Raw genomic sequence first — 14,698 nt, forward strand, 5'->3', positions numbered from 1 at the left:
ACAAATGAGCGTCCGGGTGCTCGACCCGCCGATGACTGACCTCGCGGGCCCGCGCGTCGAAAACGCTAGGGCGTGCTCCTGATGTCCGCGACGATGCCCGATTCCGTCACGTGCCTGCGTGAGACGACGGTGCCGTCGGGAAGCCCGGCCCATGCGCCACCAGACCACAGGGCGGCTCGCTCGGCGTCGACGAGTGTCACCGTCTCCTCCCAGATCCCCGGGGCCGCCGCGACGACCACCAGTTCGTCGCGGACACCTTCGGACTGTCGGGCGATCCGGACAGCGGGATGCCCGGCAACCGTCGTCTTGCCGGTGACGGTCCAGGACTGCGGGAGCAGTCCTATGGCTTCGATCAGCGTGGCGCGCTGCGCTGAGGTCAGCCACGGCACGGTCATCAGAGAGATGACCGCGTCTGCTGCATTCGCGTCCGGGTCCTGTGCCCGCAGCGGTGTGCCCAGGTCGCTGCTGATCCGGTCCAGCAGCTCCCGGGGATCGGTGGGCAGGGACGAGGTGTAGGCCGGTGTCGGCTCAGTCAGGCTGCCGCCGCGCTCGCAGGGGTTGGCCGGCTCGCCTTCGGCTGCCGAGTCCCACAGCTGCGAGCCGACCCACTCATGGGTCCCCCCGGCCGCCGCCGTCCTGTCCTCAGCCGCGACGCCTTCGCCGTTCGCCCAGCCATACCAGATACTGCGGTCCTGCGGCGTCAGAAACCGGTACGGCTGCCACGATTCAACTTGCCGGTCCTTGCAGATGGTGCCCTGCCAGCGCTGGATCGTACGCGCGTCCCAGTACCGAGCGGGGGTCGAGTCGGCAACGGGGTATGTCGACAGGAGAGCCAGCTGATCCTCGCGCCAGTAGGCGTACCTGTCGCCGAGCGGTGTGGCCGTCACCTTTGTCGCGAGCTGGTCGAGCTCCGCAGCAGCAGCGTTCGGCAGCCACGATCCCGTCGCGTGGCGGGTGCCGGTGGGGGCGGGCGTGCTGCGGGGGATGACGACAGGCACCGCCAGCACAGCCGCGGCAGCGACGCCTGCAACGAGACACCGGAGCACCGCGCGATGGCGACGGACACGTCGCCGGCTGTCGACGTCGAGGACGGTTGCGGCAGCCCAGATCGCGTCCATCGGCAGTTCGGGCAGCGGCGAGCCGGTCAGGGGATCCGCGGTGCGGAGGCGGGTGAGGACGTCGCCTTCGGCAATCATCGCCGGGCCTCCAGTGGCTGGTGGCTGAGCTGTGGGGCGGGGTGAGTACCGGCCGAGCCGCTGTCAGCCTCCTCGGAGTCGGCGAGCGAGACCGCAAGCCGGGCTCGCAGGCGCTTCCATCGGGTTCTGGCCGCATCGGGCGTGATGCCGAGCACCTGCGCCGCCTGAACCAGGGTCAGGTCGTCCCAGGCCAGCAGCGTCGCCAGTTCGCGATCCTGCTCGCCGAGCGCCGCGAGCGTTGCGCGCACGACGAGGACGTCGGAGACCTGCTGGGCGAGGTCGGGCACTGCGCCCGGTGTCAGCGACCGGTCGTCGGAGTGCCGGCGCTCGCGGCTCCGCCGTCGTCGGCGTTCACGGCGACTGTCGGACAGCACATGCCTGGCCGTGACGAGCAGCCAGGGCAGCGGATCGGATCCGATGTCGTCCAGTCGTTTCCACGCGGTCACGAACACAGCGCTGGCGACATCTTGGGCGGCCGTCAGGTCCCCGGGCGGATCGGTCCGGCGGGCGGCGTAGGCGACAACAGCGTGCTGATGGGTGAGGAACATGTCGCGAAAGCGAGTTTCCCGCGCCTCGTCTGGCTGCATGAGTGCCCCCTTCACTCTCCAATGGCCGCCGAGCCGGTGAGCGTGACAGGACTGTGTCAGCGAAAATGCTCGCGTGCCCAGCCCCGCCGTGGCGATGAGGGCGGATCGCAGCAGGCCGCGCCGCGGTCGCCTACGCGCCGGGCGTCACGTTCGTGCCGCCGACCTCGAAGTACGTCGTTCGACTGATGACGTCGCCCTTTCTCGTTGCTTCGGCGTGGGCGGTGCTCGACGGGATTTTCTGATCCCTGACAGCCCTCTCCGTTACTTCGAGCACAGTGCCGTCGTCGGATAGAATAAGGGTCAGCAGCTCCCACGGGCTGCCGGCCGGCCCGAAAGGGAAACTCAGTGCGGTGCCGGTCCGTCCGGCGTTGTCCCGCACCGCCTCTCCGATCGTGACGTCCGGCTGCCGGGCGAGGATCAGGAACAACGAGGAGCGCTGAGCGGCGCTGAGCGGCGCGATCGCCAGGAGCCGCGCCGCGCCACTTGCGACTGAGGTCTCGCCCAATACTGAACGAAGGTTGCGCTCAAGCTGCTCGGGATCGTCGGGCCCGACGTGCCCTCGCCCGCTACTACGCGGGATCGATCGGCCGCGTTCGGGAACCGGCCCGCGCCGAAGGTCAGCATTCCGGTATCCACCGGTCAGCTGAGAGGCGCTCGTGGACCTGGCGGGGGACAACTGACCTGCGTCCGCAAGCTTGCCGGCTTCGCCGAGGCCGCCAGGCGAGACGCGACGGCCGTTCCAACGCAGCTGCGACCAGCGCGGCAAGGTGACAACCTGTCGGCGACGGGGCCGAGCTGGGTCCACGTACTCTTCCCGCCACAACCTCTGTCGGGCGGGCCGTAAGGTGCAAAGTCGGAGGAGGGACCACATGAACGCAATGAAGCAACGCGATCTGCCATCAAGACCAATGCGTCCGGCCCTGACTGCCATGGCAGAGTTCTGGAACAGTGAGATACGGCGGTGGGTTGACGGCGATCACGTGCTGTCTCCAACACTGCGGCGGTGGCAACGCTCCTACAATGGCCGAGCGGACGGAGTAGTCGATCTTGATGTCTTCCCAGAGCCATTTATCGGTCCCCTGAGGCGCTCCGCCGCTCCCGCCCTGGTTATGCTCGGCCTGAACCCGGGCGCTCCGGCCCCTAGCTTTCAGGGGCCCAACGGGATCTTCACACAGCAGATCGCGCGAACCAGCTACTCCGAGTGGGCCGCAAGTGGTCCCTACACCTGCGTCGCATGGGAGAACGCCAACGGCAGGAACAAGTACCATCGGGACCGAGCCGCCTTTGCGCAACGACTCCACCAGAATGAGTCCATCAGACCCGAAGACCTGCTCTATCTGGAACTCTATCCATTCCATTCGAGGCGCGTGACCGGTCCGATAAGGCCGCCGTTGGACCTCTTGCAGCGTTTCGTGTTTGATTCCATTGCCGAGCTCGATGTGGAATTTGTATTCGCCTTCGGAAGTCCTTGGTACGCAGCGGCGAGAATGCTGACGCTAGGCGAAGGGGTATCACTAGAGGTGGCTTGGAGTGCACCCAGTCGCTCTGCCCGACGCTACCGAATTAATGCCGAGCAGTCATTAATCGTTCTCTCACAGAGTGGATACGCCGGACCTCCTGGCCCCCAGGATACTGAAGCCCTTCGTCAAGAGCTGATGGGATGAGTTCAGTGCGCCACCGTCGGCACCTACGCGGCGCCTCGCTCGCCCGCCGACCGCTGAGACGGGCAGGCCCGGCCGCTACTCCTCGCGGGCTTGGCGGGAGATGAACGCAGCCATTCCTGGGACAGTGAACGCGACCCGACCGTGCTCAGGGGCGAAGATGAGGCCCTTGCTGATCAGGTTGGCGCGTGTCGGGCTGAGGGACGACACCGCTCGGCCCATTCGCCCGGCGACTGCCGCAGCAGTGGACCCGTCATCGCCATCGATCGCCATGGCGCCCAAGTAGCGCTGCTCCGCGCGCGTAGCGCGGTCCCAGCGAGCCCGGTAGAACCCGGTGTCCAAGGCTGCCTGGCCGATCGCCGCGCCGACACGGGCGTCAATGAGCGTGATTCGGTCGGATCCCGTCGCGCAGTCCCAAGAGTCCTTTCCGAACTGCTGCAGAAAGTAGGGGAACCCGGTAGCGGCCGTCAGGACGTGCTCGGCAGCGTCGTCGTCCCAGGCCACCGACTCCGCCCGCGCCGGCTCGGTGAGGGCGAGTGCCGCGTCCCGCGCGGGCAGGGCGTAGATGTGATGGAAGACGAATAGGCGCTCGCTGTACGACTTTGCCTCGGCCAGCACCCGAGGCAGGCTGGGCAACCCGGCAAGGGAGATGAGGACCCGCCAGTCCTCTTGCCCTGCCTGATGGGCCAGCGAACACAATGCGACGAGTTCGTCTTTGGTGAGGTCCTGAGCCTCGTCGATGAGAATTGCGACCCCGACGCCCTCCTCGACGGCTAGCTCGGAAAGGTCGTACAGGGATCGGGCCAGGTCGAACTCCAGGGCCCCGGTGTTGGCTCCGCCGCCGCCGACGCCGTCGAGGTCCAGGCCGAAGGTCCAGTTGCCCGACGTGTCTACCGAGGCCCGGAGGCTGAGAACGGTCTTGATCGCACGCAGCAGCCGCGCGGGGCGCGAGGGTCCGGCGGCGCGGTCTGTGAGGGGGCCACGCAGTGCCTCGGTGAGCGAGGCGCGCAGTGGCTTGTCGGTGGCAGCCTCGAGCTTGGCGACGATCCAGCCCCGGTCGCGGGCGGCCTTGGCCTGGGTGTTGAGCAGAACCGTCTTGCCGACCCCGCGCAGTCCGTAGAGGACCACCGGCCGGGCATTGCGACCGTTCTCGATGCGGGTCAGGGCGGTGTCCCAATCGGCCAGCTGCTCGTTGCGGCCGACCAGCGCAGCCGGGCGGAGGCCCGCCCCGGGCTGGTACGGGTTACGCACCGGATCCACCGACCTCGCCCCGATCTCTAGGGATGTATAACGCGGTATAGCGAAATGTTACACACCTCAATACTTCCCTACACCCGAGGCTGATGGCGCTGGCCTCTTCGTCGCCACCTGGGTGATCGGGCTCGTCAGAGCTGGTAGATAGCACGAAACGGTAATCGATATTGGTACGTCAGGTGCCAACCGTCACCGACTGGCAAGGCCACAGATCAGACAGCGGAGGGCGAGGGATTCGAACCCTCGGAGCATTGCTGCTCAGCGGTTTTCAAGACCGCCGCACTCGGCCACTATGCGAGCCCTCCGGCGCGCGGCGTACCACGCGGCCGCCATCTTCGCAGGCCTCGGCCGGCCCGAGCGGCGACTGGCTCACCGCGAGCCGTCGGCTCGGCTGACCGCACCGCCGGCGCTGACCACGACCGAGCCCGTCCGCGGGACTTCAGCCCGGCCGGACGGTGGCCGATACAGCGGTGAGTTCTGTCCGCATCGCGGCGGACGACGTCGACCGAGGAGGGACGGACGTGGCCGATGCCGACGTTCGCCGCAGCGAGTTGATCAGTGCCGAGGAGGCCCGGCGGCAGCGCGAGCATGCTGCCAGCATCGGCCTGTTCGTCGTCAACGCGATGTTCGTCGTCCTCGCCGGCATCGCGACCTGGATCGTGGTCGACCTGCCGCTGAACCGCCTGGCCCAGGCCACCGTCGCTGCGGCCGGCGTCGCGGTGCTCGCCGCGCCAGCGGCCATCCTGATCCGCCGGCGGCTGGCCCGTATCGCAACCAAGTCCGCGCGTGTCCTCGAGCAGCAGCAGCGTCGCCTCGACCGCGAACACGAACACCGCGAGTTCGAGGCGCAGGTGGCCGACGCGCTGGACATGGCCGACAACGAGAACGACGCCCTGCGCATCATCGAGCGAGCGTTCACCCAGGTGTCCCCGGACAATGCGGTCGAACTGCTGCTGGCCGACAACAGCCACGCGCACCTGAGCCGGACCGCGTTCATCGCGCCGGGTGGCGAACCGGCCGGCTGCCGAGTCGCCTCCCCGCAGGAGTGCCCGGCGGCACGCCGCGGGCGTTCGCACTACTTCCCGGACAGCAACGAGGTCAACGCCTGTCCCAAGCTGGAAGGCCGGGCCCTCGGCCGGTGTTCGGCGTTGTGCGTCCCGGTCTCGATCATGGGCCGCACGGTCGGCGTCGTCCACACCATCGCCGCAGCGCACACCCCGCTGGACGAGACGGTGCTGGAGGACCTGCAGGGCATCGCCAACCAGGCCGGCACGCGCCTGGGCATGCTGCGCATCGTCGCCGAGACGCAACTGCAGGCCACGACCGACGCCCTGACCGGTCTGCTGAACCGTCGCGCGTTCGAGAACGACTACCGCCGCATCCGCAGCGACTCGGCGGTCGCCGCCATTGCGATGGCGGATCTCGACCACTTCAAGGATCTCAACGATACGTACGGGCACGACACCGGCGACCGCGCCCTGCGGCTGTTCGCCGCCACGCTGCGGTCCAATCTGCGCGCCGAGGACCTGGTCTCCCGCCGCGGCGGCGAGGAGTTCGCGATCTTCTTCCCCGGCTACGACGCTGTCGCCGCAGCGACCGGCCTCGAACGCGTCCGCGACCAGCTCGGCGCGACGCTACGGGCCGCCGGGCTGCCGTCGTACACCGCGAGTTTCGGGCTGGTCGAGGCTGGACCCGACGAGGATCTCGACGTCATGCTCGCCCGGGCCGACGCGGCCCTGTTCGCCGCGAAGGCTGCCGGCCGGGATCGCATCGTGCTGCACGACCGCAACGGCATGCCGGTGGCGCTGCCGGGCGCGGTCACCCGGTAGTCGCGCGCCAGCGCAGGCCGGCACACTGCGCCGGCGCGACGCTGGCGGTGGTCCGGCCGGACGAACGACGCCTCAGCGGCTGGCCGCCGCGCCGGCTCCCAGCGTGGCCCGGCCCGCCTCGAGCCGGGCGACCGGGACCCGGAACGGCGAGCAGGAGACGTAGTCGAGCCCGGCGGCGTGGAAGAAGTGGACCGACTCCGGGTCACCGCCGTGCTCACCGCACACGCCCAGTTTGAGGTCCGGCCGGGTCCGGCGTCCCTCCGCGACGGCGATCTCGATCAGCCGACCCACGCCGTCACCGTCGAGGGTCTCGAACGGCGACACCGTGAACACGCCCTTCTCGAGGTACGCCGCGAAGAACGCCGCCTCGACGTCGTCGCGGGAGAAACCCCACGTCGTCTGGGTCAAGTCGTTGGTACCGAAGGAGAAGAACTCCGCCGCCTCCGCGATCCGGAACGCCGTGAGCGCCGCGCGCGGCAGCTCGATCATCGTGCCGATCGGCACGTTCAGTTCGACGCCCTGCTCGGCGGCGACCTCGGCGACGATGCCGTCGGTCTCGTCCCGGATCAGGTGCAATTCCATCAGCGAACCGACCAGCGGGATCATGATCTCGACTCGCGGATCCCCCCCGGCCTTCAGCCGCGCCGCGGCCGCCTGCGCGATCGCGGAGACCTGCAGCGCGAACAGGCCCGGAACCACCAGCCCGAGCCGCACTCCCCGCAGGCCAAGCATCGGGTTGGACTCGTGCAGCCGCTGTACCGCTGCGAGCAACACCAGGTCGTTCGGGTCCGCCTGCCCGCGCTCCTCGGCCAGCGCCACCTTCACCGACAGTTCGGTGAGATCGGGCAGGAACTCGTGCAACGGCGGGTCGAGCAGCCGGATCGTCGTGGGCAGGCCGTCCATCGCTTCGAGCAGTTCGGTGAAGTCCTGCCGCTGCATCGGAAGCAGTGCCGCCAGCGCAGCGTCGCGCTCGTCCCCGGACTCGGCGAGGATCACCCGTTCGATCAGGACCCGGCGATCGCCGAGGAACATGTGCTCGGTCCGGCACAGGCCGATCCCCTGCGCACCGAGGTCTCTGGCCCGCCGGGCGTCCTCGGCGGTGTCGGCGTTGGCGCGCACCGCGAGTCTGCGTACGGCGTCGGCGTGCGTGAGCAGGCGATCTACCGCGCGCACCAGGTCGGCGGTCTCCTCGTCGCTGCTGGCCAGCGCCGCCTGCAGTCCCTGTTCGAGGTACGTCGCGACCGGCGACGGCACCACCGGAACCTCGCCGAGGAACACCTCGCCGGTGGACCCGTCGATCGACAGCGTGTCGCCCTCGACGATGCGGGTCTTTCCGGCGGTGGCCACCTTGGCCGCAGCGTCGACGTCGAGTTCCTCCGCGCCGCAGACGGCCGTCTTGCCCATACCGCGGGCGACGACGGCGGCGTGCGAGGTCTTGCCGCCCCGCGAGGTGAGGATGCCGTCGGCGGCGATCATGCCTTCGAGGTCGTCGGGGTTGGTTTCGCGTCGCAGCAGCACGACCTGCTCGCCCCGCGCGGCCCACTCGACAGCGGTCGCCGAATCGAACACGACGCGGCCGACCGCGGCACCCGGCGACGCGGCCATGCCCCGGGTGACCAGGGTGCGCGGTGCCTTGGCGTTGAACTGCGGGAACATCAGCTGCGCCAGCTGCGCCCCCGTGACGCGCTCGAGCGCTTCGTCCAGGGTGATCAGCGATTCGTCGACCAGCTGCACCGCGATCCGGAACGCCGCTGCTGCCGTGCGCTTGCCCACCCGGGTCTGCAGCATCCACAGTTTGCCGCGTTCGACCGTGAACTCGATGTCGCACAGGTCGCGATAGTGCGTCTCCAGTCGGCGCATCACCCGCCGCAACTCTGCCGACGACTGCGGGTCGAGGCGTTCGAAATCCTCCAGCGACAACGTGTTACGGATGCCGGCGACCACATCCTCGCCCTGGGCGTTGGGCAGGTAGTCGCCGTACACGCCCGGCCGTCCGGTGCCCGGGTCGCGGGTGAAACACACCCCGGTCCCGGAGGTGGCACCGAGGTTGCCGAAGACCATGGTGCAGATGTTGACCGCGGTGCCGAGATCGTGCGGGATGCGCTCACGCCGGCGGTACAGCCGTGCCCGCTCGGTGTTCCAGGAGTCGAAGACCGCGTGAATGGCGAGGTCGAGCTGCTCCCGGGGATCCTGCGGGAACGGCCGGCCGGAGTTGTCCGCGACGATGGCCTTGAACTGCTCGACCAGGCCGCGCAGATCCTCCGCGTCGAGGTCGACGTCGCTGGAGACGCCCTTGGCCGCCTTGGCCGCGTCCAGCGCGTGGGAGAACAACTCTCCGTCGAGGTCCAGCACGGTCTTGCCGAACATCTGGATCAGCCGGCGGTACGAGTCCCACGCGAAGCGCTCGTCGCCGGCGACCTTGGCCAGACCCTGAACGGAATTGTCGTTGAGGCCGATGTTGAGGACGGTCTCCATCATCCCCGGCATGGAGAACTTCGCCCCGGACCGCACCGAGACCAGCAGCGGGTCGGCCGGGTCACCCAGCCGGCGGCCGATGGTGTCCTCCAGCTTCCGCATCGCCGAGGTCACCTGCACGCGCAGCTGCGCAGGCTCGCGGCCTTGTGCCAGGTAGTAGCGGCAGGCCTCGGTGGTGATGGTGAATCCGGGCGGGACGGGCAGCCCCAGCCGGGTCATCTCGGCGAGGTTGGCGCCTTTGCCCCCCAGCAGGTCCTTCTGGTCCTTATCGCCCTCGGCGAAGTCGTACACGAAGGTGGCCATGGGCACTCCCGGTCCTCGTCGGATCGCTGAAGCTAGGGCTGTGAGGGTAGGCCACCGGCCACCGTCCGCGTCGCCCGATGTCACCGCTGTGCCGCTGGCGGAGCAGCCGGGGCGCTGTCACCTCGCGGCAGCCGCGGGTGGCGGCCACCGTCCTGCCCCAGCGGCGCCGCCGGGGGCGTCAGCGGGTGAGGCGGCCGAGCAGCGCCGCGGCGCTGCAGACCCCGGCGACCAGGCAACCCAGCAGCACGACGGCGTCCAGCCACAGGTGCGCGGGCGCCCCGACCAGCAGCCCACGCAACGCGTCCACTTCGTACGACAGCGGGTTGAACCGGCTGACCCACTGCAGCCAGGCCGGCATCACGTCGACCGGATAGAGCGCGTTGGACGCGAAGAACAACGGCATCATGATCGCCTGCCCGACGCCGATGAGCCGGTCACGGGACCGCACCAGCCCCGCGATCGTGATCGACAGGCAGGCGAAGAACCCGGCGGAGACCACGACGACGATCAGCGCGGCGACCATCGACAGCGGGTTCCAGCGGAAGTCGACGCCGAGCAACGCGGCGATGGTGATGACGACGATCGCCTGCGCGACACCGCGCACACCGGCCGCGAACGCCTTACCGGTGACCAGCGCCGAACGCGGCGTCGGGGTCACCAGGAGTTTGCTGAGCACACCGGCGTCGCGGTCCCAGATGATCTGGATGCCGTAGAAGATCGCGACGAACAGCGCGGACTGCGCGAGGATCCCCGGGGCGAGGAAGTCCAGGTACGACAGGTCGCCGGTCGGGATCACCTGAAGCTGAGAGACCGTCGTACCGAAGATCAACAACCACAGCGCCGGCTGGATGCTGCGGGTCAGCACCTCGCTCTTGTCGTGGTTGATCTTCTGCAGCTCCTGCAGCGACAACGCTCCGATCCGGCGCGCCACCAGGCGGCTGCGCAGCGGGCCGTCGCCGAGCGCCACGACCGGCTGCTGCGCCGGGTGCAGTGCGGCGGACGGCTCCTCAGCCGAGCCGGCTGGCGGTACGGCGTGCGGAGTTGACGTCACGGAACCGGCCCCCTTCCTCAGCGGTGGTCCCGGCCTGCTGGTGGGCCAGGGCGACGTACACGTCCTCGAGGGACGCACCGGCGCCCTGCGCGGCCTTCAGGTCAGCCGGGCGTCCCACGGTGGTCACCTTGCCCCAGTGCATCAGCGCCACCCGGTCACACATCTGGTCGGCCTCCTCCATGTAGTGCGTGGTCAGCAGCACCGTCATGCCGGTGGCGGACCGCAGTTCCTCGACGCGCGCCCACACCCCCGCCCGGGCCAGCGGGTCCAGCCCGATGGTCGGCTCGTCGAGCACCAGCAGCCGCGGCCGGTTGACCAACGCCTGGGCCAGTTCGAGCCGGCGCACCATGCCGCCGGAGTACGTCGCTGCCATCCGGTCGGCGGCGTCGGCGAGGCCCATCGCCTCGATGGCGTCGTCGACCGCCGCCCGCCGTTGCCGCCGGGGTACGTCGAACAGCCGGGCGAACAACGCGACGTTCTCCCGGCCGGTGAGACCGGAGTCCGCCGAGAGCTGTTGTGGCACATAGCCCAGGGCGCGGCGTACGGCGAGGCTGTCGCGCGCCACGTCGTGCCCGAACACCTCCGCGGTGCCCCGGTACGGCGGCAACTGCGCGGTGAGCATCCGCAACGTGGTCGTCTTGCCCGCGCCATTGGGTCCGAGCAGTCCGAGCACCTCACCGGCGGTGACCTCGAGGTCGACGCCGTCGACGGCCAAGTGGTCGCCGTACCGGTAGCTGAGGTCCCGGCAGCGCACCGCCACCGGTGTCATGCCGCATCACCGGCCTCGACCGCGTCGGCGAGCCGCGCCAGCGCCGGAGCGGCCTGCAGCAGCGCCTCGACGTCGGCGGCGCCCAGTCGCCGCAGCGCCGCGGCGACGACGGTGGCTCGGGCGTCCTGCCAGCGGCCGACGCGGTCCAGCGCCGCGCTGGTCGGGTGGAGCCGGGCGACCCGGCGGTCCGCGGCGTCACGCTCCCGGGACACCAGGCCCAGTGCGAGCAGCTCCTTGGCCACGGTGCTCACCGTGTTGGGGGCCAGCACCAAGGCGTCGGCGGCCTCCCCGATGCGGATGCCCGGCCGGTCGACGACGAGCCGGAGCAGTTCGGCCTGGGACGCGGCCAGCGGGACCAGGCCGACCAGGTTGCCTCGCGTGGCGCGGCGCACGGTTCGGGTGGTCGCGTTCAGCTGGGCGATCAGCGCGCGCGCCACGCCCTCGACCGCCTCGCGGCCGACCGCCACCGGCGGATCGGTCGGCGTGAACGTACCGGCGGGAGAGGCGACGTCGGCAGTGCCGACTGGGGAAGCAACCTCGACAGGCGAACTCATGTCGGCCAGTTTATCTCTGTCAGAGACAGATATGCCACGGCCCGGACATGACGAAGCCTCGCCCCGGAAGCCGGCGCGGCAGACGCCGTCGACTCCCAGGGCGAGGCTCGCCTTTCAGTGGCGTACGGGCGCAATCACCTGAGTGCGCTGGTACGACGGACTACGTCAGTCGCCACACCTGCCCGGACAGGGCGGGGTCGCCCAGCCCGCCGGTCGCCGGGAACAGGCTGTACGCCGAGACGTACAGGTGACCCTTGACCACGGCCATCCCGGCCGGCTGCGGGACCGCGTGCACGACGCGAGTGCCGTCGCGCTTGATCTGCGTGACCTGACCCCACTGCGCCGGGGACTTCGTCGGGTCGTCGGAGCCGACGAGCAGCTCACTCACCCAGACCGAGCCGTCCTTGGTCACCGCAACGCCGCTGGCGGAGGTCAGACCGTCGTAGGTCTTCACGATCGCCCCGGTACGCGGGTCGATCTTCCAGACCCGGCCGGCGCCGGGGACCTCCGACCCGAGACCGCTGACGTAGACGAAACCGTCCGGACCGAGCGTGATCCCGGTCGGCACAGGGTCACAGCCGGGCGAGCCGTCGGCGGTGTTGTTCGGGACGGTGGCGCACGCACCGGCAGTGATGACCGGCAACGTCGTCAGCGTGCGGACCGTCTTGCCGTCACGGGACACCGCCAGGATGTCGTTGGCGCCAGCGTCGGCCACCAGCGTCCACTTGGGCAGCGTGAGGGCGGCGTACGGGTTCGACAGCGAGTCCAGCGGCTGGCCGTCAGGACCCAACTGCACCTGGCCGTCGGGGTTGTGGGCGATCTCGTACGGCAACAGATCCACCGACCACTTCAAGGTGATCGCCCCGGAATGGTTGCGCCCGTAGGTCAGCAACGAACCCATCGGGACGGTGCTGGGCACCGGACCGGTGGAGTCGGGCGCGGCGCCATTGGTCACGACCGACAGTCGCTCCTTGCCCCACCGGGTCGCCGGGCCGTACGAGACACCGCTGGTGCCACCGGCGAACGTGCCGTCAGGCCCCGCGCCCGACGGCAACCCCGTGATGAGGTCCACGACCTTCGACCCCGGCCACCGCGGGTTGGTGATCGCCGAGATCACCGCGGTGTCCCCGGTGCATTGGGTCTGCTCTCCGGTTCCGGTGCAGGCGGTCCCGCCGTGCCCGGCCTCGGCGACGAGCAACGTCCCGCCCGGGCCGGCGCTGAGCTGGCGGGGGTTGTCCAGGCCACGGGCGACGACGAGCGGGCCCTTCGGCGTACCGCCCTTGCTGTGCTGATGATCAGCTGTGGCGCTCGCGGCCGGCGCGACCAGCGCCGCGGCGACGAGCAGGGCGGCGGTTGCTGCTCCGCCTGCGAGCGTGCGTGTCCGCGCCCGGTGGTGCGATCGTGCACGATGTTCTGACATCGGCGACACCTCACCCCTCGGCGGCGAGGCTCCGTTGCCTCGCCCGATGCGCCGGACGCTAGACCGACCGGGTGAGGCCGACCACCGGACTGCGGCGAGCCGTCCGCTCAGCGGAACACGGCTGACCGGTGACTTCCCGCCTCGTCAGATCCGACGTCGCCGGATCAGGGCCCCAGGCCGATCTCGTCTCGCAGCAGCGCCGGCTGCAGGCTCACCCGCAGCGGGTCCACGCGCAGCAGGCCCGGTGGGCTCAGCAGCAGATCCTGCATGTCGTGCACCAGCCGCTGGAACGGGCCGGAGGCGGTGTGCGCCCGTTGCGCGTCCTCGTCGTGGAACCACTCCTGCAACCACACGACGTCCGCGTCGTCGGGGTCCAGCGCGACCGCGAACAGTTCGGTGCCCGGCTCCTCGTCGAGGTGGTCGACGTAGCGGTTCAACGCGTCGAGCAACGCCGTACGACCGCCGGGGTGCGCCGACAACCGCACCAGCATCCCGATGCGGCCCGGCAGCAACTGGGTCACCGGGCGATCCGCGACGGCCTCGTCCATGCGGCCATCATCCCTCAGGGCCGCTCAGACACCCCTCAGCGGCAGCCGGTTCTCCCCGTGGCCGGTTTCCAGGCGTCTCCGACCACTGGCTCCGCCCACGCAGGACTAGCCTGGCGCGCGTGCCGGAACTACCGGAGGTCGAGGCGCTCGCCACGTTCCTGCACGAGCGAGCCGTCGGGCAGCGCATCGTCCGAGTGGAGCTCGCGGCCATCAGCGCGCTGAAGACGTTCGACCCGCCCGTCCAGGCGCTCGAAGGCCGGTTGCTGGTCGACGTACGCCGCTACGGCAAGTTCCTGTGCCTCGACACTGCCGCCGATCCGGGCGGACCCGACGGATCGCTTCGTCTCGTGACGCACCTGGCTCGCGGCGGCTGGCTGCACTGGCGTGAGTCGCTGCCACCGGGCGCAGTGAAGCCGGGCAAGGGGCCGTTGGCGTTGCGGCTCGGGTTCGCCACCGTCGACGGCGAACTGAGCGGGGGTTTCGATCTGACCGAGGCCGGTACCCAGAAGCGGCTGGCTGTGTATGTCGTACGGAATCCGCTCGACGTCGCCGGCATCGCGCGACTCGGTCCCGATCCGCTCACCCCGGAGTTCACCGAGGCCGTCTTCGCGGCAATCCTGGCCGCCGGAAAAGGCAAGCAGCTCAAGGGAGTGCTGCGCGATCAGGGCATCATCGCCGGGGTCGGCAACGCCTACAGCGACGAGATCCTGCACGTGGCGAAACTGTCGCCGTACAAGGCCGCCGGCAGTCTCACCGGCCCGGAAGTCACCGCGTTGTACGACGCGGTCCAGGCCACGCTGCGCGACGCGGTGTCCCGCTCCGTCGGGCAGGGCGCCGGGATGCTGAAACAGGAGAAGCGCTCCGGCATGCGGGTGCACGGCCGGGCCGGGCTGCCGTGCCCGGTGTGCGGCGACACCGTTCGCGAGGTGTCCTTCGCCGACTCGTCGCTGCAGTACTGCCCGACCTGCCAGACCGGCGGCAAGCCGTTGGCCGACCGCCGGTTGTCGCGGCTGCTGAAGTAACGCGCCTGTGAAGTTTCAGATTGATTGAC

12 protein-coding genes and 1 tRNA gene are annotated in these 14,698 nt (G+C 69.8%); 2 read left to right on the plus strand and 11 right to left on the minus strand.

Annotated features, from left to right (window positions below; all coding sequences use genetic code 11):
- Nucleotides 1-65 precede the first annotated feature (65 nt).
- The 5 genes from EPO13_12080 to EPO13_12100 all read right to left on the minus strand — a co-directional run bounded on the left by EPO13_12080 (nt 66) and on the right by EPO13_12100 (nt 5,003).
- Nucleotides 66-1,196, minus strand: coding sequence for a hypothetical protein (locus EPO13_12080; protein ID TAK68279.1), 1,131 nt, complete (start codon nt 1,194-1,196; stop codon nt 66-68).
- Nucleotides 1,193-1,783: a sigma-70 family RNA polymerase sigma factor gene (locus tag EPO13_12085; GenBank protein TAK68280.1), complete on the minus strand. Its 591-nt coding sequence runs from the start codon at nt 1,781-1,783 to the stop codon at nt 1,193-1,195. Before EPO13_12085 ends, EPO13_12080 begins: the two co-directional genes overlap by 4 nt.
- A gap of 130 nt (nt 1,784-1,913) precedes the next feature.
- The gene (locus EPO13_12090; protein ID TAK68281.1) at nt 1,914-2,288 is read right to left on the minus strand and encodes a hypothetical protein; all 375 of its coding nucleotides are present in this window, start codon (nt 2,286-2,288) and stop codon (nt 1,914-1,916) included.
- 1,234 nt (nt 2,289-3,522) lie between these two features.
- Nucleotides 3,523-4,704 carry an ATP-binding protein gene (locus tag EPO13_12095; GenBank protein ID TAK68282.1) on the minus strand — a complete coding sequence of 394 codons (1,182 nt, stop codon included), beginning with the start codon at nt 4,702-4,704 and terminating at the stop codon, nt 3,523-3,525.
- Between the two features lie 214 nt (nt 4,705-4,918).
- Nucleotides 4,919-5,003 (minus strand) — tRNA-Ser (locus EPO13_12100).
- 216 nt (nt 5,004-5,219) lie between these two features.
- Here EPO13_12100 and EPO13_12105 point away from each other — a divergent pair.
- A complete protein-coding gene (locus tag EPO13_12105; GenBank protein TAK68283.1) occupies nt 5,220-6,527 on the plus strand; it encodes a GGDEF domain-containing protein in 1,308 nt (435 codons plus the stop codon).
- A gap of 72 nt (nt 6,528-6,599) precedes the next feature.
- Here EPO13_12105 and EPO13_12110 read toward each other — a convergent pair whose 3' ends face one another.
- From EPO13_12110 to EPO13_12135, 6 genes are all read right to left on the minus strand, one after another.
- Nucleotides 6,600-9,305, minus strand: a complete 2,706-nt coding sequence (locus EPO13_12110) for a pyruvate, phosphate dikinase (protein ID TAK68284.1) — start codon at nt 9,303-9,305, stop codon at nt 6,600-6,602.
- A 178-nt stretch (nt 9,306-9,483) separates the two neighbouring features.
- Nucleotides 9,484-10,356 (minus strand): multidrug ABC transporter permease, encoded by an 873-nt coding sequence (locus tag EPO13_12115; GenBank protein ID TAK68285.1) that lies wholly within the window; start codon nt 10,354-10,356, stop codon nt 9,484-9,486.
- Nucleotides 10,313-11,125: an ATP-binding cassette domain-containing protein gene (locus EPO13_12120; GenBank protein ID TAK68286.1), complete on the minus strand. Its 813-nt coding sequence runs from the start codon at nt 11,123-11,125 to the stop codon at nt 10,313-10,315. Before EPO13_12120 ends, EPO13_12115 begins: the two co-directional genes overlap by 44 nt.
- Nucleotides 11,122-11,679 carry a MarR family transcriptional regulator gene (locus EPO13_12125; GenBank protein TAK68287.1) on the minus strand — a complete coding sequence of 186 codons (558 nt, stop codon included), beginning with the start codon at nt 11,677-11,679 and terminating at the stop codon, nt 11,122-11,124. The genes EPO13_12120 and EPO13_12125 overlap by 4 nt, the downstream gene beginning before the upstream one ends.
- Before the next feature lie 160 nt (nt 11,680-11,839).
- Nucleotides 11,840-13,099, minus strand: a complete 1,260-nt coding sequence (locus EPO13_12130) for a ScyD/ScyE family protein (protein ID TAK68288.1) — start codon at nt 13,097-13,099, stop codon at nt 11,840-11,842.
- A 164-nt stretch (nt 13,100-13,263) separates the two neighbouring features.
- Nucleotides 13,264-13,647, minus strand: coding sequence for an antibiotic biosynthesis monooxygenase (locus EPO13_12135; GenBank protein ID TAK68289.1), 384 nt, complete (start codon nt 13,645-13,647; stop codon nt 13,264-13,266).
- 119 nt (nt 13,648-13,766) lie between these two features.
- Here EPO13_12135 and EPO13_12140 point away from each other — a divergent pair, with 119 nt between their 5' ends.
- Nucleotides 13,767-14,669, plus strand: a complete 903-nt coding sequence (locus EPO13_12140; GenBank protein TAK68290.1) for an Fpg/Nei family DNA glycosylase — start codon at nt 13,767-13,769, stop codon at nt 14,667-14,669.
- Nucleotides 14,670-14,698: the final 29 nt, after the last annotated feature.

This window comes from Actinomycetota bacterium (assembly GCA_004297305.1).
Taxonomy (GTDB): Bacteria; Actinomycetota; Actinomycetes; order S36-B12; family FW305-bin1; genus FW305-bin1.

Coding starts and splice junctions, on each gene's coding strand:
- EPO13_12120 (TAK68286.1), bottom strand. CDS start 11,125: ATGACACCGGTGGCGGTGCGCTGCCGGGACCTCAGCTACCGGTACGGC.
- EPO13_12085 (TAK68280.1), bottom strand. CDS start 1,783: ATGCAGCCAGACGAGGCGCGGGAAACTCGCTTTCGCGACATGTTCCTC.
- EPO13_12110 (TAK68284.1), bottom strand. CDS start 9,305: ATGGCCACCTTCGTGTACGACTTCGCCGAGGGCGATAAGGACCAGAAG.
- EPO13_12080 (TAK68279.1), bottom strand. CDS start 1,196: ATGATTGCCGAAGGCGACGTCCTCACCCGCCTCCGCACCGCGGATCCC.
- EPO13_12130 (TAK68288.1), bottom strand. CDS start 13,099: ATGTCAGAACATCGTGCACGATCGCACCACCGGGCGCGGACACGCACG.
- EPO13_12125 (TAK68287.1), bottom strand. CDS start 11,679: ATGAGTTCGCCTGTCGAGGTTGCTTCCCCAGTCGGCACTGCCGACGTC.
- EPO13_12135 (TAK68289.1), bottom strand. CDS start 13,647: ATGGACGAGGCCGTCGCGGATCGCCCGGTGACCCAGTTGCTGCCGGGC.